The organism is Bradyrhizobium sp. S3.7.6, from assembly GCF_054061875.1.
In genome coordinates this window covers 7,195,693-7,215,657 of sequence record NZ_JBSSEQ010000001.1, presented here as the reverse complement: position 1 = coordinate 7,215,657, position 19,965 = coordinate 7,195,693, and the positions used below count along the sequence as shown (strand labels likewise).

The following is a 19,965-nucleotide window of genomic DNA, read 5'->3' as shown; positions in this document are numbered from 1 at the left end:
CGGCCAAGGGCTCCCAAAAATCTTGTTGTTCGCGGGCGAAATTGCCACGGCCGGCCGTCGCTGCAAACGGTTGTTTTTGGTTAACCGGTATCCGGAAGCCGCTCAATGCCTTGCGTCGAGACGCTGGCAAGCCCGTCACGCACACGAATGCCTGAGATCACGCGGTCGGGCGCGATTTCGGCCAGCGGCACCAGCACGAAGGCGCGCTCGAACAAGCGCGGATGCGGCAAGGTCAGGTCGGGTTTCTGCAAGCTGACATCGTCATAGGCGATCATGTCGAGATCGAGCGTGCGCGGGCCCCATTGCCTCTCCTTGTTCCGTGTGCGGCCGAATTTCTGCTCGACCTTATGCATCACGAACAGGAGCGCATGCGGATCGAGGCTGGTTTCGATCTCGACGCAGGCATTGATGAAGGGATCCTGGTCCTCGTCGCCCCAGGGCGGCGTCGCATAGTCCGAGGAGCGCGCGATCAGCGCGGCTTGCGCCATGCCGCAGATGTGCGAGATCGCCTTCCGGAACGTCGCGCGGACATCGCCGACATTGCCGCCGAGTGCGATCAGCACGCTCGCCATATCAAGGATGCCGCGAGCGCGTCAGCATGATGCCGACGTCGTCGAAGATCGCGGCGATCGGCGCATGCGGCTTGTGCACGGTGATCTTCACGGCGCGGATGCGCGGGGAAGTGCGACAGGATGGCATCGGCGACCGCGCCGGCCGCCCGCTCCAGGAGCTTGTAGTTGGTGTTCTTGAACGCCGCCGTCGTGGTCGCCACGACTTCGGCATAGGACACCGTATCGGCGAGCCGGTCGCTGCGCGACGGCTCCGACAAATCGGTATAGAGCTCGAGATCGATGACGAAGCGCTGGCCGACTTCGGTCTCGTGATCCATCACGCCGTGGCGGGCGTGGATCGACAGGCCGGTGACGAAGATCGTATCGGTCATTGCTTGCTCTCGATTGCATTCGCGACCCGCAGGGCCTGCAAGGTCTCGGCGACGTCATGCGTGCGGATGATTTTGGCGCCGCGCTGTGCGGCGATCAGATGCGCAGCGATCGAGCCGGCGAGCCGTTCCTTCGGCTCCGAGGGCGACACCGAGGCGATGAAGCGTTTTCGCGAGGCACCAACGAGGATCGGCAGGCCGAACATGTCGAATTCGCGCAGCCGCGCCAGCGCGGTCATGCTCTGCTCGGCCGTCTTGCCGAAGCCGATGCCGGGATCGAGTACGATCTTGTCGCGCGCGATGCCGGCCTTGGCGGCGATATCGAGCGAGCGCAGGAAGAACGCTTTCATGTCCGTGACGATGTCGATGGCGGAATCGACGGCCTCGCGGTTGTGCATGACGATGACGGGGACGCCGCGCGCGGCGATGAGCTGTGCCATGCCGGTGTCGCGCTGCAGGCCCCAGACGTCGTTGGCGATCGCAGCGCCTTGGTCGAGCGCAAAGGCTACGACTTCAGCCTTCATGCTGTCGATCGACACGGGGACGCCCAGCGCCACCACGCCTGACAGCACCGGCTTCAGCCGGGCCAGCTCGTCCGCGGCCGTCACCGGCCGGGCGCCCGTGTAGGGCCGGGTGGACTCGGCGCCGATGTCGATGATGTCGACGCCGGCCTCGATCATCGCCCGCGCCCGCGCAAGCGCCAGCTCGGGCGCGATAAACTCGCCGCCGTCGGAGAAGGAATCCGGGGTGACGTTGAGCACGCCCATCACTGCCGGAATCGGCCGCTCCAGCAGCGTCCGCAGCACGTCGGGCCCGGCCGAGCCGGCCGGCGGGACGGATGGGGAGGGCGAGGCATTCATGCGGCCCGCTTTAGCGGTCGGGGAGGGGGGATTCAAGGTGGGAGGTGGCGAATGTCGATGTGTTCGCGGAGCATCGATCGCCTCCGCTGTCATTGCCCGCGAAAGCGGGCAATCCAGTATTCCGAGGCCGTGCGGTGATACGGAGGAGCCGCGGCGTACTGGATACCCCGCCTTCGCGGGTATGACACCGAGAGCTAACGCGGCAGGTCGTATGCCGAGGGAGATGCCCTAATACGTGATCTTCGGCGGCAGCTTCTTCGCCTTGGCGATGATGTCGCCGACCGATTTTTCCGAGGGCAGGATGCGGACGAGCTTCTTCTTCACGTTGGCTTCCCGCATGCTCTGGGCCAGCCGTGCCGGATTCCGATAAGCGAGCTCGCGCACGGTGGTGACGCCGGCGGCGCGGACGAGGCCGACCTTGGCCCGGCCCATCCCGGGAATGCGCATGTAGTCGGAGACGTTGGCCCATTCCAGCAACTGCTGCTCGCTGATGCCGGTCTTGGCGGCGAGCGCCTTGCGACCCTTCACGGTCGAGGCCGCCTCGAGCAGCGCGTCGGTCGTGCGGATTCCTTGCGCCTTCAATTTGTTGGCGGCAAAGGCTGGCAGGCCCTCAATCTCGGAGATCGGATATGTCATGATGCTCGATATGAAAAGCGTCGCTCAGGCGAACTGGCTGAGGCCCGGCGTCCCCGCGATGATCTTGCCCATCTGATCCGCTCCGATTTTGTCTCGGCCGTAGCGGAAAAGTTCACGGGCAACGTTCTGAATCTCGGACATGCCAAGTCCCAGGCCCATCAGGCGCGTGCCGACGGCCATCAGGCCGCCGCCCATCAGCCGCGACAGTCCGCCGCCGCTCCTGGACGCTTCTATCGCCGCTTCTGCACCGGGAATCTGATCGATCAGCGCTTCGACGTTCTCGGAAGGACCTTCGCTGCGGAGGAAGCCCAGGATAATGCCGACGGTCTTTTCAGCCACAGCACCATCTATGCTGGCGTTCGACGCCAGCCGCCCGATCAGCTCGTCCATAAGGCCCGCCCCTCAGCCGGTTTGCATGCCCGAGTATTGCTTCCGAAATGATCTTGATCCGGAGCGATGTGAAATACAAGCGATGAACGTACGCAAGGTTCCGATTCACTCTCGAAGGCGCGAAAAGTGTTGCAACGATGCAAGAGCGGAGATGGATTCAGCGAAAAATTGCCGCGGTGCGAACGCGTCATTCCTACTTTCGGCTGATGTCGGCGGTATGTTTCCGACAATGTCGCATGCTCGGGGCGCGTTGAACGGTTTTAATCCGCACGCGACATGCGTTAAACTACGGAGCAGGTGCATTCGAGTTTCAATAGGCGAAACACGGCAGAGAGATCAGAGAGAAGCATGACCGCACAGGACAGCAAGCTCGGCGACACCGACGACAAGATCTTCGTCGGCAAGGGAGACGAGCAGGCATGGCTGACGCTGGCGCTTGCCAATCGACACGGCCTCGTCACGGGTGCAACCGGGACCGGTAAGACGGTATCGCTGCAAGTCATGGCGGAAGGATTTGCGCGCGCCGGCGTTCCGGTCTTCGCATCCGACATCAAGGGCGACCTCTCCGGCATCTCCGAGGTCGGCGAGGCCAAGGATTTCATTGTCAAGCGTGCCACCGAGATGGGGCTGACGTTCCAGCCCGACCAGTTCTCGACGGTGTTCTGGGACGTGTTCGGCGAACAGGGCCATCCGGTGCGGGCGACCGTCACGGAGATGGGGCCGCTTCTGCTCGCGCGCATGCTCGACCTGAACGACGTGCAGGAAGGAGTGCTCAACGTCGCCTTCCGCGTCGCCGACGACAACGGGCTGACCCTCATCGACATGAAGGATCTGCGCGCGCTGCTCGATGCCATCGTGCCGGATGCCGGCAAGAAGGGGGCGGACGCCGAGGAAAGCCCGCTTGCCGACATCAAGAAGGAGGCCCAGGGTTTTGGCAACGTCACCAAGGCCACCGTCGGCACCATCCAGCGCCAGCTTCTGGTGCTCGAGAACCAGGGCGGCACCAAATTCTTCGGTGAGCCGGCGCTGACGCTGAAGGACTTCATGAAGACCGACCGCGACGGCCGCGGCATGGTCAACATCCTTGTTGCCGACAAGCTGCTGCAGAGTCCACGGCTTTACGCGACATTCCTGCTGTGGATGCTGTCAGAATTGTTCGAAGAGCTGCCCGAGGCCGGCGACCTGCCGAAGCCGAAGCTGGTGTTCTTCTTCGACGAGGCACATCTGTTGTTCAACGATGCGCCGAAGGCGTTGATGGACAAGATCGAGCAGGTGGTGCGTTTGATCCGGTCCAAGGGCGTCGGCGTCTATTTCGTGACGCAAAACCCCGTCGACGTGCCCGACCGCGTGCTCGGGCAATTGGGCAACCGTGTGCAGCATGCGCTGCGTGCCTTCACCCCGCGCGACCAGAAAGCGGTCGCCGCAGCGGCCCAGACCTTCCGGCCCAACCCGAAGCTCGACACCGCCAAGGTGATCATGGAGCTCGGCAAGGGCGAGGCGCTGGTGTCCTTCCTCGAAGGCAACGGCACGCCGACGATGGTCGAGCGTGTCATGATCCGGCCGCCATCGGCCCGCATCGGATCGATCACGCCGGAAGAGCGCAAGGCGATCATGGATGCGAGCCCGGTGAAGGGCAAATACGACACCGCTGTCGATGCCGAATCTGCCTACGAGATGATCCAGAAGCGGATTGCCGGCACGGCTGCGACTGCCGATGCCGGTGCGGCCGACGGAGGTGGCGGCGGCATTCTCGGCCAGATCGGCTCGATGGTCGGCACCATCTTCGGCACCAACGTCAAGCGCGGCCGCCTGTCGGCGGGCCAGGTCATTGCGCGCGACGTGACGCGATCGGTCACCAACCAGGTGATCGGGGGGATGGCGGCCAATCTCGGCAAATCGGTCGCCGGCCAGCTCGGTGGCTCGATCGGCCGCACCCTGGTGCGAGGCGCGCTCGGCGGGCTGCTGCGTCGTTAGGCAGAGAAGCCAGGTTTGAGGCACCAAGCCTCCACAGCGTCATGGCCGGGCTTGTCCCGGCCATCCACGCCTTACTTGCAGCTCTAAGAACCTGGATGCCCGGGCCTTCGCCTCGCCGAAGCGGCTTCGGCCGCGCAGGCGGGACAATCCCGGGCATGACGAGATCTCGCGAGTGTTTAGATGCGATTGCCCCGCACGCCGGGCGAGGCCGAACACCATAAATTCAGGTGAGGGGGGTTCTCCAAGCGTCCGTCGGTCTGCTACGTGCTATTTGTTGCCGACGGGACATAATGTGACATCACCGAATCTATCAGACAAACTTGGCCCGCACAGAGCCTTGTCGCTACGTGCGCCGCTCGATCTGCTCTTCCTGATCTGCTGCGTCCTCCTGACCGCCGACGTGCTCGTTCCCGAGATATTCGGCCACGGCAAGACCAAGGATTATGGGCTGTGGTACTGGGCCGGACAGCAGGTGCTGCACGGCGGGTCGCTCTATCCCGACGAGATCGGCGAGTATTTCGAATTCATCTATCCACCGCTGCCGGCGATCCTGCTGGCGATCCCGAGCTGGTTCGGCAAGATCCCGCTCTATGTCGTGCTGTCGATCCTGAACGTGGTGGCATGGTGGTACACGGGCAACTTCTCCAATGCCATGACGGGATCGGGCCGCAGGCCCGGCCCGTGGCTCGAAGCGCTGCCGGCCATCGTCACCGTGACCTTCGTGTTCGACATGTTCGACCTCGGCCAGCCGAACCTCGTGCTGCTGGCGATGATGCTGTGGGGCTTCTGGTCGTTGCAGCATCAGCGCTCCTGGCTCGCAGGCTTCCTGTTCGCGCTCGCCACCGCCATCAAGGTGTTTCCGATCGCGGTGCTGCCCTATCTGATCTGGCGCAGGAAGTGGGCGGCCACCGTCGCGACGGTCGCTTTCACCGGCATCCTTCTCTATGTCGTGCCTGCACCGATCCGCGGCTTCGAGCGCAACGCGGCCGAGCTCAAGACCTGGTATCAGGGCATGGTCGGCACGAGCTCGGAAAAGGGCTTTGGCCAGCGCGACGAGCAGAACTGGTCGTGGGTCAACCAGTCGCTGATTGCCGTCACGCATCGCCTGGTCCGCCCGATCAACTACAATCAGGAAGATCCCAGCAAGCCACCGCGCACGATGAATGTCATCGACGTCGACTACAAGACGGCGAACTTGATCGTGCTGGCGTTATCGGCGTTGCTCGGGCTCGGCTTCCTCGCGGTGATGCCGTCGCAAGCGCGGCGAACGGCGCGCTCGGATGCGGAGGAGCTCGGCATCCTGTTCTGCCTGATGACGGTGGCATCGCCGCTGGCGCGGCAATACTACTTCATGTGGCTGTTCTTCCCGATGACGGTGCTGATGCATCGCGCCGCCTTCGACGCGCGACCGAACGTGCGGCTGGGAACCTGGCTCGCGCTGGGCGCCGCCGGCATCCTCATGCTGCTGTCGCTGCCGTGGTTTCCCAATGTCATCCAGGCCTGGGGCAATAACCTTGTCGCGACCGCCATTCTTGCGGGTAGCCTCGCATGGCACATCCGGCATCCGCCGGTTGCGGCTGGCTCCGAGGCTGCGGCAGCGCTAAAACCCGGTACCTCTTGAGACTCAAAAGTCAGGAATACGACCATGGCCAATGCGCAGCTTCAATCGGTGCTCGATCACATCGACAAGGATTTTGACAACAGCCTGGAGCGTCTGTTCTCGCTGTTGCGGATCAAGTCGATCTCTGCGGATCCGGCTTTTGCCGCCGACTGCAAGGCCGCGGCCGAGCATCTCGCCAAGGACATCGCGAGCCTCGGTGTCGCCACTGAAGTGCGCCCGACCGCCGGCCATCCCGCCATCGTCGGCAAGACCGGGGCCGGCGGACGGCCGCATGTGATTTTCTACGGCCATTACGACGTGCAGCCGGTCGATCCGCTCGATCTCTGGCACCGTCCGCCGTTCGAGCCTGCCGTGACCGACCACGCCGACGGCCGCAAGATCATCGTCGCGCGCGGCGCCGAGGACGACAAGGGCCAGGTCATGACCTTCGTCGAGGCCTGCCGCGCCTGGAAGAAAGTGACCGGCTCGCTGCCGATCGACATCACCTTCCTGATCGAAGGCGAGGAGGAGGTCGGCTCCAAGAATTTCGTGCCGTTCATCGAGGCCAACAAGGACGAGTTCAAAGCGGACTACGTGCTGGTCTGCGACACCGGCATGTGGGACCGCAACACGCCCGCGATCACGACGTCGCTTCGCGGTCTGCTCTATGAAGAGCTGAAGATCACCGCCGCCAATCGCGATTTGCATTCCGGCGTGTTCGGCGGCAGCGCCATGAACCCGATCCGGGTGCTGACGAAAATCCTGGGCGGCCTGTTCGACGACGACAACCGCATCACCATCCCCGGCTTCTATGACGGCGTGAAGGATCTGCCGCCCGATATCCTGGAGCAGTGGAAGAAGCTGAACCTCACGCCGGAGATGTTCCTCAAGCCGATCGGTCTGTCGATCCCCGCCGGCGAGAAGGGCCGGCTGCTGATCGAGCAGGCCTCGTCGCGTCCGACCTGCGACGTCAACGGCATCTGGGGCGGCTATATCGGCGAAGGCTCCAAGACGGTGATCCCGTCGCACGCCTCGGCCAAGGTCTCGTTCCGCCTGGTCGAGGGGCAGGACCCCCAGAAGATCCGCAAGGCTTTTCGCGACTACGTGGCGGCGCGGCTTCCGGGCGACTGCAAGGTCGAGTTCGGCGATCATTCCGCCGCGCCCGCGGTGGCGCTCGACTGGAACATGAAACCGCTCGCCGCCGCCAGCAAGGCGCTGACCGAGGAGTGGGGCAAGGAGACCGTGCTGATGGGTTCGGGCGCCTCGATCCCGATCGTCGCCGATTTCAAGCGGACGCTTGGGCTCGACTCGCTGCTGGTCGGCTTCGGATTGGACGACGACAACATCCATTCGCCGAACGAGAAATACGACCTGCGGAGTTTCCAGAAGGGCATCCGCTCCTGGGCGCGGATCCTCGCTGCGCTCGCGGACGTGACATAGGCGCGGTGCCGTAGGGTGGGCAAAGGCGCAAAGCGCCGTGCCCACCATCTCTCCGCGATCGCCTTCGCTCTTCGAGCTACGGCGGACGAGTCGCTTTGCCCACCCTACGAAGACTCTCTCCTCGTCATTGCGAGCGTAGCGAAGCAACCCAGAATCCCTCCACGGGCACAGTCTGGATTGCTTCGTCGCTTCGCTCCTCGCAATGACGGCGCAAATAAAAACGCCGCCCGGAATTGGGCGGCGTTTCATTCCAAAAGGCGTAGAGGTTCATTGAACGCTACCCTACACCAAATCCGCAAAATCTCAAGACCGGTAGCCCGGAAGCTCGCGGTCGAGCTTGCGCAGCAGCGGCGGCCAGACCAGGTTGGTGGCGCGCAGCTCGGCGCGGTCGCGGTTGGCGAGCAGCTCGGTGTTCTTCTCGATCGCAATCTCCTCAACCGGGTAGACCGGCGTGCCCAGAGCGCGCGTGCGCACCTGCATCGAGCAGGCGCGCTCGAGATGGTACATGCGCTCGAACGCGGAGGCGACCGACCGGCCGACCGTCAGCGTGCCGTGGTTACGCAGCAGCATGTGGTTGTGGTCGCCGAGGTCCTTCTGCAGCCGCGGCCGCTCGTCGTGATCGAGCGCGATGCCCTCGTAGTCGTGATAGGCGAGGTCGTGGGTGACGAGCTGGGCGGTCTGGTTCAGCGGCAGCAGCCCTTCCGCGCTGCTCGACACCGCGGTGCCGTCGAGCGTGTGGAGATGCAGCACGCAGATTGCGTCCTCGCGCACCTCGTGGATCGCCGAATGGATGGTGAACCCGGCCGGGTTGATGCTGTACTCGCTCTCGGAGAGCTGGTTGCCGTGCAGGTCGACCTTGACGAGGCTCGATGCCGTGATCTCGTCGAACATCAGTCCGTAGGGGTTGATGAGGAAATGATGGTCGGGGCCGGGCACGCGGGCGGAGATGTGGGTGTCGACCAGATCGTCCCAGCCGTACAGCGAGACGAGGCGGTAGCAGGCGGCGAGATTGACCCGTTGCTGCCACTCCGCCTCCGTCATGTTCGACGGCACTTCCTTCAGGCGCGCTTCCGCTGGCGACATGGCTTATCTCTCCGAACATCGTTGTTGCGGGGAGGGAGCGTAGTCGCGGGTGAGGCTGGCGGCAAGGCGGTCAAATCGCAGCAGCCACGCGTAGCCCGCATGGAGCCAACGGGTCGGCGCGAAGCGCCGCCCGATGACAGGCTCCGCGAAATGGGGGGCGCCTTCCCGAAAGCTCCCGGAGAAAATTATTACGGCGCCGGGATCGACAGCAGGCTGGAAATGCTACGGCCGCGGATGTCGTAGACGCGGGCGAACACCACGTCGTCGCGCTTGATCTCGACCATCACGGGCGCAGTGAGGCCCTTGCAGTAGAACTCGCCGAGCGTCATCGCGAAATCGGCCGCGTTGGAATCCCAGCCGATGGTGAAGTCGGGCCCGAGCGCGACCTGGGCCGGGCGCTGCGGACCGCACACCGCGACCTTCCATTTGCGGTTGCCCGGCGCCACTTCCTGCCGCTCGACGATCTGCTCGCGCAATTCGTCCGAGGCCTGCTTCAGCGCAAGGCCCCAATAGTCCAGCATGAAGCGGTCGTCGGCGCCGCGCACGGTGCCGGCGATGTGGTTGAAGTGCGTGTATTGATAGGGATGCAGCCGGATCATCTCGGCCAGCGACAGCGCGAGGCCGAAGCAGAAGGTCGCGAGCACGACGGGCTGCCAGGTGCGGTGGTTGGTGCGCAGGCGCTCCATGGCCCAGGCAAAGGCGACGCCGCCGAGCACCGCCATCGGCGGGATCACGAAGACGAAATGGCGGATGCCGTTGTACAGCGCCGGCCGCTTTACCATCGCGATCGCGAGCGGCAGGGTCGCCGCCAGCGTCAGCATCAAGAGGATGGTCTTGCGGCGCGCCGGAACCTCGCGGCGCGGCAGCATCGCGAAGGTGCTAACCACGGCGCCGCCCATCAGCACCAGCATCACCTCGGGAAGCTGCAGCGCGAACAGCGTCGGCAGATAGGACCAGGGCATGTCGGGCACGGACACGATCGCGCCGTCGAACATCTCCTTCCAGGGCTTCTCGAAGAAGTGCGAGAAATAGGTCAGGGCCTCGAAGGGATTGCCGGGCTCCATGATCGACCACGGCCAGATCAGGCCCATCACGAGATAGCCGAACACGAGGCCGGGCAGCAGCACGTAGACGACATGGGCGAAGCGGCGGGCTGCTTCGCGGGCGCCTTCGGTGCGCAGCTCCTCCAGGAACAGCGGCATGAAGCCGATCATGGCGTAGACCAGTGCGAGGCCGCCGAGGACGCGGCAGCCGAGCGAGAGGCCGGCACCCAGGCCGACGATCAGGATTGTGCGCGGCGACGGCTGCGGATATTCCTCGGCGAGACGGACGAGGCCCAGCATCAGGATGATCATGGCCACCGCGAAGGGCGCATCCTTCGGGTTCATGAACATGTGGCCGTAGAAGATCGGGCAGAGCGCGAGCAGCAGGAGCGCGGCAAGACCGGCAAGGGGCCCGCCGATGCGGCGGCCGAGCCGCCACGTCACCGCAAGCCCGATCACGCCGACCATGGCGCCGAGCATGCGTCGCGTCTCGAACAGCTCGAGCGGAATGACCTTGTGCAGGAGAGCCGCGACCATGTCGAAGCCGCCGCCATACATGTAGAGATTCGCGAAAGAGAGCGCCGCGGTGTCCCTGAAGCCGGAACCGAACATGCGCAGCAGCAGGTCGGCATATTCAGCGTGGGTGTAATCGTCCCAGCCGAGCCCGTAGTCGCGGAAGGTCAAGCCTGCAATGACGGCGACCGCAGCCAGCACCAGCATGGCGAGATCGTCGCAAGTCCGTTCAACCGAGCGCCGCAGAGGCGTGTCGATCGCCGAAGTCGTGATGGATGTCATGGCTATTGGTGACCCGGAATCCCCTCTTGGCCCTGCTGGTGCCCGCGGGCCACTTCCCCGGAATCCCTATAGCGCAGTTCCATTACCAAGTAATTGGGCATTATGGCTAAAATCCTGATGCGACGCAGCAAATCCAGACAGTTGAGAGCAGGTTAGAAGTAGCGGGTGGTAGCTGAAGGGAATGTGAATAAGTCCCTGATATCCTTCCCTTTAGGAACGCAGGCTCTAATTCGCCGTTGGCGTGGAACACCGTATGACGGTATCGTGGCGTAACGGGTGTCGCGCACGGCTGCGCGACCAGGGGTGAGTTCGATGAGCTTGGCATTGTTGATTGTGGGGATTTTCGCCGTCCTGGCGGGCCTCCTTACGATCCTGTTCGGCTTCACCGTTAGGGAGGCCAGCCTCGGTAGCACCCTCATAATCTCCGGCACCATTGGCGTCTGCTCCGGAATGTTACTGGCCGGCCTTTACGTCGTGGTCGTGGAACTGAAGGGCATCGCCCGCCGGCTGGCCGGATCGGCCGCGCCGGCCGAGGTTCGGGTCAGGCCCGTGCTGCCGGGCCTCGCGGTGCCTGGCGCGCCAGTGTCCGAGCCGTTCCCGGCACCGGCGACGAAAACCGAGCCACCACCGGCCGCGGGTCTGCCGCCGTGGCAGAGCGAGGCCGCCGCGCGCGAGCGGCCGCGCGCCGAACCGCCGCCGGAGCCGGAAGCTCCGACACCGCCTGCGGCTCCGGAAGCGCCGCGCCGCCGCAACCTGTTGTTCGCATCGTCCTCCCGCAAGGAGCGCGAGCGCGCGGAGGCGAAGGCGACAGAGAGCTTGCCGCCGCAGCCTCATGACGAGCCCACGGAACCGGCCGGCCCGGAGAGTCAGCCGGCGAGCTTCGACGATGCCTGGCCGAGGCCGGACCGTATGCGGCCACCGGAACCGCCGGCCGCCGGGCGTCGCCCGCCGCCGCGCTCCCCGTCGATCTTTACCGAGCCCGGCCCGCCGCCGCCTCCCCCCGAACCGACGCCGGTCGAGCAGGCGCCCGTGACCGTGCTCAAATCGGGTATCGTCGACGGCATGGCCTATTCGCTCTATTCCGATGGCTCGATCGAAGCGCAGATGCCGGAAGGCATGATGCGCTTCGCCTCGATCGACGAACTGCGCGCCCATCTCGACCAGCGGTCCTGAGGCCGCCGCGTCCAAGTAGAGCGCCATCGTTCTTGTCACTTCGTCAGTAATCAGCTCATATTCGTCAGTCGTCTTATTTCGGCCGAATGTATTGTTGACACGGAATACTTAGGCGTCGTCTCTCCGGCGAGACGCAAGGTCAGGGAAAGGTCGGGCCCATGTCGGATAACGGGGCTAAGAATTTCATCGAGCTGACGGCGAGCATCGTGTCCGCCTATGTCGGCAACAACCCGACGCCGGCGGCCGATATCCCGAACCTGATCAGCCAGGTGCATGGCGCCTTGGTGCGCGTCTCGTCAGGCCGCACCGAGACCGCGCCGCTCGAGCCGGCCAAGCCGGCGGTGTCGCTGAAGAAGTCGATCGCGCCGGACTATCTGGTCTGTCTGGAAGACGGCAAGCGCTTCAAGTCGCTGAAGCGCCATCTGCGCACCCAGTACAACATGACGCCGGAGCAATATCGCGAGAAATGGGGCCTGCCGGCCGACTATCCCATGGTCGCGCCGAACTACGCGGTGGCGCGCTCGCAACTGGCAAAGCAGATGGGACTGGGACAGCAGCAGCGGAAGCGGAAGTAACCGCTTCAGGTGGCTTCCGCGAGCGCCTCTTTCGCGTCGGTCTTGATGCGCTCGACCATCGAGCGCAGGCCGTTGGAGCGCTGCGGCGTCAGATGATCGCGAAAGCCGAATTCGTTGAACACCGCGATCGCGTCGGTCGCAAGGATCTGCTGTGGCGTGCGGCCGGAGTAAAGCGAGAGCACGATCGCGACCAGCCCGCGCACGATGTGGGCGTCACTGTCGCCGCGATATTTCAGGATCGGGGCGCCGCCATCGCGATCGACCAGCTTCTGGAGCCAGACCTGGCTGACGCAGCCATTCACCTTGTTCTCGGCCGAATGCTCGGATTCGGGCATCGGTTCCAGGGTGCGGCCGAGCTCGATGACGTACCGGTAGCGGTCGTCCCACTCGTCCAGGAGCTCGAAATTGTCCCTGATTTCGTCGATCGTCGTCATGCTGGCCCAATGTTCCCGTTCAGGCCAATATAAGGATGCGAGGAGGCGAAATCGATAGGGTTTGGCCGCTAATTCGCCGGCGCCGCCGCAGGGCCGCGCCATTCCAGCGCGAGGTCGTCCTGGCTCAGGGTGTCGCGCGGCGCCTCGCCCGAGGCGGCATCGCCTTCGCCGGCCAGCGCGATCGAGCCGGTATGATCGGGCGCCTTCTTGTCGGTCTTCTCGAGCTGTTCTTTCTTGTCGTTGATGATCTGGTAGATCTTCTTCGCGCCGTCCTGTGCGCGCTGGCCGATGATGGTCGCGGCCTGGCCGCCGACCTCGCAGGCCGCCGGCTGGCGCTTGCAGAACTGGGTCACGTCGGAGACGGCCGCGGTCGCAGCCTGCACCGCATCGGCGGCGCCGATCTGCGGCAGCTTCTCCGATTCGGGCGTCTTGTCCCGCGGCAGGAGCACCAGCACCAGCCCGAGCCAGAATGTGATGCGGAGCAGAAAGCGCATCTTATCGACCTGTATGTTAGATCCCGCCGCGGCGATGCCCGCGAGGCGCCGGACCTAGCAACTCTCGATAAATCGCAAGTGATTGCCTTCCGCTTAATTCGCGGAAAATCTACGCAAGAATCTTCCCGAACCGCCACGTCGTAAATTTTCGATTGACGCCGGAGCCCCGTGATTCCGGTGGCGCCGCTTGTCCACCAATTCGAAACCATGCGGGGACTGGTGAAACCCTGTGTTCACCATCCCCGATGATGACGTGGTCAAATCGCCTAAAAATCTCCGCGATGACACAGTGTCCGGCGGCGGGCCGCATTGCCTTAGCACTCGTTTAAGGTCGCTCTGACACGGTGGCTCAACGATAAGGAGGCGTTCCGGCGCGTCTTCTCGACGAGTGGGCCGAAGCGCGAGACCCGTGACAGTTTTGAGTATCATCCGCGATTGTCTCGATGCACTGCTGCATCCCTCCGCGCGTTACGACGCGCTGACGCGAGCGCGCCATCGCGCCTTCATGGCGCCGCGGCTGCTCGGCAGCCTGGCCGCGTTTGCCGCATTCCCGGTCTATCTCGCCACGCGCGGCGTGCCGAGCGCGATCGAGGTCGCCGCCTTCGCGTGGCTGATCGCCCCCATTCTCCTGTCATGGTTCCTGTCGCGCACCGGCCGCTATGAAGGCGCCCATGTGCTGTCGTCGCTGGCGCTCGCCGGCCTGATCATGGCGGTTGCCGGCACCACCGGCGGCATCGAATCATTCGCTGCGATCTGGCTGGTCGTGGTTCCCCTGGAAGCCGCGTTGTCGGCCTCGCGCCGCGTCGCGGCCTTTGCCTCCCTGCTTGCGCTGTCCTGCGCCGGCGTCCTGATCTTTGCCGGCCAGCTCGGCTGGCTTCCGGCTGGAGACGCCAGCGCCGCACAACGCGGCGTGCTGATGGCGTTCGGCGTCGCCTCGGCGACGCTCTATGCCGCGGGCCTCGCCTTCGGTGCGGAATCGCTCGCGCGCACCAGCGTTGCACTGCTGTTGCGCGAGGAAGAGCGCTATCGGCTGCTGGCGCGCAACATGAGCGACGTCATCTCGCGGCATCGGCGCAACGGCGCGGTGCAGTTCATCTCGCCGGCGGTGGAAGCCATGCTCGGCATGCCCGTCGCGCAGCTGCTCGGCCACGGCCTGTTCGACCGCGTCCATGTCGCCGATCGTCCGGCCTATCTCACCGCGCTCTCCGATGCCGCGCGCGGCGACGTGCGCAGCGTCGAGTTCCGGCTGCGGCGGGAGCCGGCCGGATCGGAGCGTGGCCAGGTCGATTTCATCTGGGTCGAGATGCGCTGCCGGCCGCTCGACCAGGATATCGGCCGCCAGGATATTGACGGCGATGCCACGCGCGAGGCGGAAGTCGTCGGCGTGATGCGCGACGTCACCGATCGCAAGCTCGCGGAGCAGGCGCTCGATCAGGCGCGCAGCGCCGCGGAAGCGGCCGATGCTGCCAAGACCCGCTTCCTCGCCACCATGAGCCACGAGCTGCGCACGCCGCTCAACGCCATCATCGGTTTCTCCGAGATGATCGCGCAGGAGCAGACCCTGATGCTGGGTGCGGCCCAACGCAAGGAATATGCCCAGCTCATCAACGATTCCGGCCAGCATCTGCTGTCGGTCGTCAACGGCATCCTCGACATGTCGAAGATGGAATCGGGCAATTTCGAGATTGCGTCGGAACCGTTCACGCCGCGCGCCTCTCTGATGCATTGCTGCAATCTGCTGGCGCTGAAGGCGCGGGAGAACGGCATCGACCTCATCACCGATGCGCCGCAGGACCTGCCTGTCATGACCGGCGATCCGCGCGCCTTCAAGCAGATCGTGCTCAATCTCGTCGCCAACGCCATCAAGTTCACCGAGCGCGGCGGTCAGGTCGCCGTATCGGCCGCGGTGTCCGGATCGCAGCTCGCGCTGCGCATCAGCGACACCGGTGTCGGCATTGCGGCCGATGATCTCAAGCGCATCGGTGCGCCGTTCTTCCAGGCCGGGAAGACCTATCAGCGCCGTCACGAAGGCACGGGTCTCGGGCTTTCGATCGTGAAGAGTCTGGTGGCGTTGCATCTCGGCGAATTGACTGTACAAAGCAGGCTCGGCGAGGGCACCTCCGTCACCGTCAGATTGCCGCTCGTCTACACGCCGCCGCAGGCCAAGACGTCCGATAGAATGGCGGCCGAGAGCAAGATCGCGACGCTGACGCCGGTGCCGCGCCAGGAGCTTCAGGACCAATCTCACGACCAACCAGCTCTGGTGAAGAAAAGTGCCTAAGAAGTCTGCCAAGGACGAAGCCGCTCCGCGCCGCCGTGGCGCCAAGGCCGCGGTCATCGATGTCGAGACCGAGCGCAATCTTGCGATGCGCATCCTGCTGCACAGTCCCAAGGACACGCTGGCCGGTCTCGTCGCCGTCGCCGCAGTCAGCGCGATCGTTGCCAACGCGCTGTTCCTTCAGACCGGCCGGCATCCGGCGCCGATGTTCGGCACCGTGATCAATCTTCCCGCGCCGTCGTCCGTGCCGCTGTCGAACCCCTTGCCGCGTCCGCGCCCCGTCGGCGCGGATACCTCGCCGCTGGAGCCGAGAGCGACGGAATTCCGCGCCGAGCCCAAGCCTGTCGAGCGCGCCGCCGAGAAGGCCCCCGAGAAGCCGGTCGAGGCGACGGCATCGACGCCGCGCGCGGGCGATCCGATGACCAATCTGGTCAAGCAAACGACGTCGGCGCCGCCGCAATCCGTCGCCATCGCGCGTCCGCCGGCGCCGATTCCCGTCGCGCAGAGTCCGGCCGCGCGGCGTATCGCCGGCGTGCAGCGCGCGCTATCCGAATACGGCTATGGCAATTTGAAGATCACGGGCACGATGGGCGCAGAGACGCAGTCCGCGATCCAGAAATTCGAGCGCGAGCACAAGATGCAGGTGACGGGTCAGGTCTCCGACCGCCTGCTGCGCGAGCTCGGAGCCGCGATCGGCCACCCCGTCGAATAAGCGTCATTGTTGTGCGAAGGCTGGTGCTGATTGCAGCACTGGCCTATCGTGCTCTTCATGCGTTTGAAATCAAACATTTGGGTTTCCGCCTACCTGCGCCGGTGCCAGACCGAAGGCGTGTTCGGGGCGGTGCGTCGTCGCGGTGCCGAGGAGGCGGGCGCGGTATTCGTGAAGGTGTCGCTGCTCGACGGCAACGCGATGCTGTACGTACCGGCGCCGCAGACCGTCTATGACGACGGCCGGCCGGTCGATCGCTTCTTCGTGCCACTTGCCGCGCAGCCGATGCCTGAGCCAGCGGTCGAGGAGCGCCTCACCAAGGAAATCCGCTTCGATCCGGACGCCTGGATCGTCGAGACCGAGGACCGCAAAGGTCGTCACTTCCTCGAATTGGCGAAGACCTAGCGGTCCGATCCGTCGGTGCCCGTCCGCACCGCAGGCGCCGAGCCCGGCTGCACGCCCGGCCGGGTCTGGCTGGCGCCCGCACGCGGGCGTTGGCGTTCGCTGTCATGCAGCGACGACTGGTATTTTGCGCGCGTGACTGCGAGCGTCGAGCCGCGCCAGGCCGCCAGCATCACCAGCGCGGAGCGGTCGCTGAGCCGGTCGTAGAGCCGCGACAACCGGTACACCGCATCGACCGACGTGCCGATCTCCGGCTTGAAGAACAGGAGGATGCGCTGGAAGTTCGGGCTCGGCATGTCGAGCGCGCGCGCGGCGATTGCGAGCGCTTCGCCACCGGCATCGTCGACGATCTGGGCTGCGACGCGCGAGGGCAGGATCAGGCTGTCGCCGAGCTCGTAGGTGAAATTCTCGACATCGTTGGCGATTGCCGCCATCTCCAGGATCTGGAGCGCGCGCTTGGCACGCACGGTCGGAATCCGCGGCGCGGCCTTCAGCGGGGTTTGCGCCAGATTGTGCAGGACCAGCGCGCGCTGGGTCGCATCGGCGCGGAAGAACATGTCGTGGATCTCGGCCGCTTCCTTCGGCTGCATCGCCATGTTGGCGGCCATGCGCAACTCGGCGTCGGTCGGCGTGCGAGCTGGCGAAGCCGCCTGCGGGGAGCTGCGAATTTCGCGCGCGAGCGGAACCCTGCGGCCTTCCTGGGTCGCAACCAGCCCGAGTTTCTGCAGGACCGGGACGGGCGTCTGCGGATAGATCGCAAGCTTCGCCTTGACGGCCGCGCGCGTCGCATCGTCGACCTGGTCGATCAGCCGCGTCGCAAGCTCGATGAACTGGCGCTGCTCGTCGTCGCTGTGGGTGGGCGCCTGGACATAGAGGTCCGTCAGCACGCGCAGCAGCGTCGGGCGAACATCAACGCCTTCGCGACGGGAGAGGCTCATCAGCCCGTCGAATCCGGGAAACAGCGACTTGGTCATGGAGAGATACGCGACCTGGAAAAGATACTCGTCCGCGAGCCTAACGCAGGTTCCTTTAAAGGCTCGTTAAGGAAAACGAGGCGTGAAGTCGACCCCATCATTTCAGGTGTTGTCGTCCCGCAACGGGACGCGGGAGGCCGCCCGTGAAGTTACGGTCCGGAAGGCGCGTTTACACCCCGTTAACCATGAACTGATCTTAATGAACGCACGTTGCACCAGCGCGCTCGGTCGCGCGGCAATTGATAGAGAGCTGATATGGGGACCATTATCGAATTTCCGGCCGGTCGCCGGGCAGGCTCGTCGGGGGATGCCACGCCGCGTACGGAAACGGGAACGATTCTGATCCTCCCCGTGATCCGCATCGAGCGCCAGACGGAAGAAACCAGCGGCGATCGCGGGCCGGAGCAGGGCACAGCGCCGGGGCGCCGTCGTCGTCGCCGCTAGCATCCGGCTTTTGCAATGCCGGATGCCATCCGCCAGATCCGGCCTGTCGTAACGGCCGTCCTGCTCGCACTCGTCGGTGCGACGCTCGGCGCGTGCAGCGGCGGCGATTTCGGCCGCACCCGCGCTGACATGCGCAGCGACGACATGCATCGCTGGCTCGGGGCCGAGGCCACCGGCAGCGTCGGCCTGAAGTCGTCCCAATTCCAGCTCACCGACGCGGAGCGCCAGCTTCGCGATCTCGCCTATCCCATGATCGAGCCGCCGCTGTCGCGGCCCGCCTGGAAGAGCGTATTCGGCGACTACAGGGCGCTGCCGTCGCCCTGGCAGCAGAAGGTCGTGTTCGACCGCACCATGTATGGGCGCACGCTGATCGACGAGCCGCATCGCTCGCATTCATCGCGCTATGCGCAGCTGATCGAGGACGTGCGCAACGACATCACCCGTTTCGAGCCGTTCTTCGGCTCCGCGATCCGCGTCATCGATCTCGACAGGAAGCGCGATGCGACCATGGCGCGCGTCTCCGAGCTCTCGCCAAGGGAGAGGGACGATGCGGTCGCGCGCATGCAGGAGAACTCGCTGATCATCCAGTGGGTGCAGCTGTGCCTCGAGCAGCGCGTCTCGTCCTATCGCTGGGCGCTGGAGCGTCTGGTGATCCAGGCGCCCGACGGCATGGCCGCCGATGCCGACCGCCTGATCGGCGAACTCGCAGCCCAGACCGCCAATCCGCCGGTCGCGGCGCAGCCGCCTTACGGGCGCGCCGTGGTCACGAAGGGCTAGGACTTCCTGCGCTTGTTACGCCGTGGGCCGGTCCGATCCGGCTTTCGCCGCTGCCTCTGGAGCTTCCCGACAAACTCCTTCAGCGCATCCGCCAGCGGCTCTGACGCGCGGTAGGCGAGGCCGACCTCGCGTTTGACCCTGACCTCGATCTCGCGCACCGCGACATCAGGGTTGCCGCGCGCCACGCCTTCCGGGACGATGGCAATGCCGACGCCGGCCGCGACCAGCGCCATCGCCCAATCCTCCGATTGCGCGATCGCCGCGGTCTGCCTTCGTTGTGAGCTCCGACCGAAGAATTCGCTTTGCTCGCAATGGCAGCGGTCGATCAGAGGGACGCCGGCGAGATCGGCGGTCCGCAGCTTCTCCTTCAGCGTCAGCGGATGCGAGGGCGGAAGTGCGGCGACATAGCGCTCGCTCCACAGCGCGACGAAATGCTCGTCGGCGCGGAGCATGCTCTTCGAGATGATGCGCGCATCGGCGCGCTCGTCGCTGCCGACGAGGCGGAGCGCGATGTCGGTGCGCGCCGTCAGCGGCTTCAGCAGCGCGATCGTTCGGGGTATGTCGAGCGTGCGCATCAGTCCCAGCGTGACGGTGGTCTTCGTATTCGGCTTCCTGAACAGGCTGCGTGCGGCGTCCGCCTCGTCGATGATGCGGCGGGCCAGCGCATGAAACTGCTCGGCTGAGGCGGTCGGCGCGACGCCCTTCTTGTGCCGGATGAACAGGGTGGTGCCGAGCTCGGCCTCCAGATGGGTGATCGCGGTCGAGATCGACGGCTGCGACACGAAGCAAGCCCGCGCCGCCGCGGTCAGATTGCGCTCGCGGTACACGGCTGCGAAGTAGCGAAGCTCGCGGATGTCCATAGGATATGCCTAGAGATAGTATCAATATTCAATATTTTACCTATAGATCGCCCGGTGGCAAGAACGCCCTGCTCACAACAGCAG

The 19,965-nt window shown here is 65.0% G+C and carries 20 protein-coding genes and 1 pseudogene; 10 read left to right on the top strand and 11 right to left on the bottom strand.

Annotated features, from left to right (window positions below; all coding sequences use genetic code 11):
* Positions 1-80 precede the first annotated feature (80 nt).
* The 5 genes and pseudogenes from folK to ACVJ5M_RS35055 all read right to left on the bottom strand — a co-directional run bounded on the left by folK (position 81) and on the right by ACVJ5M_RS35055 (position 2,826).
* On the bottom strand, positions 81-572 hold the full coding sequence (gene folK / locus ACVJ5M_RS35075) for a 2-amino-4-hydroxy-6-hydroxymethyldihydropteridine diphosphokinase (RefSeq protein ID WP_063984596.1): 492 nt from the start codon (positions 570-572) through the stop codon (positions 81-83).
* 1 nt (position 573) lies between these two features.
* Positions 574-943, bottom strand: a pseudogene (folB, locus tag ACVJ5M_RS35070) (dihydroneopterin aldolase).
* A complete protein-coding gene (gene folP / locus ACVJ5M_RS35065) occupies positions 940-1,800 on the bottom strand; it encodes a dihydropteroate synthase (RefSeq protein ID WP_063984595.1) in 861 nt (286 codons plus the stop codon). Before folP ends, folB begins: the two are co-directional and overlap by 4 nt.
* 228 nt (positions 1,801-2,028) lie before the next feature.
* Entirely contained in the window at positions 2,029-2,436 is a 408-nt protein-coding gene (locus tag ACVJ5M_RS35060) for a DUF4332 domain-containing protein (protein ID WP_071915663.1), read from the bottom strand.
* A gap of 24 nt (positions 2,437-2,460) precedes the next feature.
* On the bottom strand, positions 2,461-2,826 hold the full coding sequence (locus tag ACVJ5M_RS35055; RefSeq protein WP_063984593.1) for a hypothetical protein: 366 nt from the start codon (positions 2,824-2,826) through the stop codon (positions 2,461-2,463).
* 348 nt (positions 2,827-3,174) lie between these two features.
* Between ACVJ5M_RS35055 and ACVJ5M_RS35050 the strand changes: the two genes are divergently transcribed.
* From ACVJ5M_RS35050 to ACVJ5M_RS35040, 3 genes are all read left to right on the top strand, one after another.
* Positions 3,175-4,800, top strand: a complete 1,626-nt coding sequence (locus ACVJ5M_RS35050; protein WP_063984592.1) for a helicase HerA-like domain-containing protein — start codon at positions 3,175-3,177, stop codon at positions 4,798-4,800.
* Between the two features lie 337 nt (positions 4,801-5,137).
* Positions 5,138-6,421 carry a glycosyltransferase family 87 protein gene (locus ACVJ5M_RS35045; RefSeq protein ID WP_187387766.1) on the top strand — a complete coding sequence of 428 codons (1,284 nt, stop codon included), beginning with the start codon at positions 5,138-5,140 and terminating at the stop codon, positions 6,419-6,421.
* A gap of 24 nt (positions 6,422-6,445) precedes the next feature.
* A complete protein-coding gene (locus tag ACVJ5M_RS35040) occupies positions 6,446-7,840 on the top strand; it encodes a M20/M25/M40 family metallo-hydrolase (RefSeq protein WP_063984590.1) in 1,395 nt (464 codons plus the stop codon).
* A gap of 303 nt (positions 7,841-8,143) precedes the next feature.
* Here the strand turns inward: ACVJ5M_RS35040 and ACVJ5M_RS35035 are convergent, their stop codons facing one another.
* Positions 8,144-8,923 carry a class II aldolase/adducin family protein gene (locus ACVJ5M_RS35035; protein ID WP_028153549.1) on the bottom strand — a complete coding sequence of 260 codons (780 nt, stop codon included), beginning with the start codon at positions 8,921-8,923 and terminating at the stop codon, positions 8,144-8,146.
* A 188-nt stretch (positions 8,924-9,111) separates the two neighbouring features.
* Complete coding sequence (locus tag ACVJ5M_RS35030) at positions 9,112-10,761, bottom strand: glycosyltransferase family 39 protein (protein WP_063984589.1); 1,650 nt, start codon at positions 10,759-10,761, stop codon at positions 9,112-9,114.
* A gap of 312 nt (positions 10,762-11,073) precedes the next feature.
* On the opposite strand from ACVJ5M_RS35030, the gene ACVJ5M_RS35025 reads away from it, so the two are divergent.
* Complete coding sequence (locus ACVJ5M_RS35025; protein WP_063984588.1) at positions 11,074-11,934, top strand: hypothetical protein; 861 nt, start codon at positions 11,074-11,076, stop codon at positions 11,932-11,934.
* A gap of 158 nt (positions 11,935-12,092) precedes the next feature.
* Complete coding sequence (locus tag ACVJ5M_RS35020) at positions 12,093-12,509, top strand: MucR family transcriptional regulator (RefSeq protein WP_063984587.1); 417 nt, start codon at positions 12,093-12,095, stop codon at positions 12,507-12,509.
* Between the two features lie 5 nt (positions 12,510-12,514).
* Here the strand turns inward: ACVJ5M_RS35020 and ACVJ5M_RS35015 are convergent, their stop codons facing one another.
* Together ACVJ5M_RS35015 and ACVJ5M_RS35010 are read right to left on the bottom strand one after the other, a co-directional pair.
* Entirely contained in the window at positions 12,515-12,943 is a 429-nt protein-coding gene (locus ACVJ5M_RS35015; RefSeq protein ID WP_028149946.1) for a SufE family protein, read from the bottom strand.
* A gap of 68 nt (positions 12,944-13,011) precedes the next feature.
* Positions 13,012-13,437: a DUF5330 domain-containing protein gene (locus ACVJ5M_RS35010; RefSeq protein WP_063984586.1), complete on the bottom strand. Its 426-nt coding sequence runs from the start codon at positions 13,435-13,437 to the stop codon at positions 13,012-13,014.
* A 409-nt stretch (positions 13,438-13,846) separates the two neighbouring features.
* Between ACVJ5M_RS35010 and ACVJ5M_RS35005 the strand changes: the two genes are divergently transcribed.
* From ACVJ5M_RS35005 to ACVJ5M_RS34995, 3 genes are read left to right on the top strand one after another with little or no spacing between them, the layout of a single operon-like run.
* The gene (locus tag ACVJ5M_RS35005; protein WP_283018546.1) at positions 13,847-15,718 is read left to right on the top strand and encodes a PAS domain-containing sensor histidine kinase; all 1,872 of its coding nucleotides are present in this window, start codon (positions 13,847-13,849) and stop codon (positions 15,716-15,718) included.
* Positions 15,711-16,427: a peptidoglycan-binding domain-containing protein gene (locus ACVJ5M_RS35000; protein ID WP_063984584.1), complete on the top strand. Its 717-nt coding sequence runs from the start codon at positions 15,711-15,713 to the stop codon at positions 16,425-16,427. The genes ACVJ5M_RS35005 and ACVJ5M_RS35000 overlap by 8 nt, the downstream gene beginning before the upstream one ends.
* 57 nt (positions 16,428-16,484) lie before the next feature.
* Positions 16,485-16,829: a DUF1491 family protein gene (locus tag ACVJ5M_RS34995; protein ID WP_063986550.1), complete on the top strand. Its 345-nt coding sequence runs from the start codon at positions 16,485-16,487 to the stop codon at positions 16,827-16,829.
* On the opposite strand, the gene ACVJ5M_RS34990 is transcribed toward ACVJ5M_RS34995, so the two are convergent.
* Positions 16,826-17,800 carry a DUF2336 domain-containing protein gene (locus ACVJ5M_RS34990; protein ID WP_063984583.1) on the bottom strand — a complete coding sequence of 325 codons (975 nt, stop codon included), beginning with the start codon at positions 17,798-17,800 and terminating at the stop codon, positions 16,826-16,828. The genes ACVJ5M_RS34995 and ACVJ5M_RS34990 overlap by 4 nt on opposite strands.
* A gap of 255 nt (positions 17,801-18,055) precedes the next feature.
* Between ACVJ5M_RS34990 and ACVJ5M_RS34985 the strand changes: the two genes are divergently transcribed.
* Together ACVJ5M_RS34985 and ACVJ5M_RS34980 are read left to right on the top strand one after the other, a co-directional pair.
* A complete protein-coding gene (locus ACVJ5M_RS34985; RefSeq protein WP_014496746.1) occupies positions 18,056-18,244 on the top strand; it encodes a hypothetical protein in 189 nt (62 codons plus the stop codon).
* 15 nt (positions 18,245-18,259) lie between these two features.
* Positions 18,260-19,021, top strand: coding sequence for a hypothetical protein (locus ACVJ5M_RS34980; protein WP_063984582.1), 762 nt, complete (start codon positions 18,260-18,262; stop codon positions 19,019-19,021).
* Here the strand turns inward: ACVJ5M_RS34980 and ACVJ5M_RS34975 are convergent.
* A complete protein-coding gene (locus ACVJ5M_RS34975) occupies positions 19,018-19,881 on the bottom strand; it encodes a LysR family transcriptional regulator (protein ID WP_063984581.1) in 864 nt (287 codons plus the stop codon). The genes ACVJ5M_RS34980 and ACVJ5M_RS34975 overlap by 4 nt on opposite strands.
* Between the last annotated feature and the right edge of the window lie 84 nt (positions 19,882-19,965).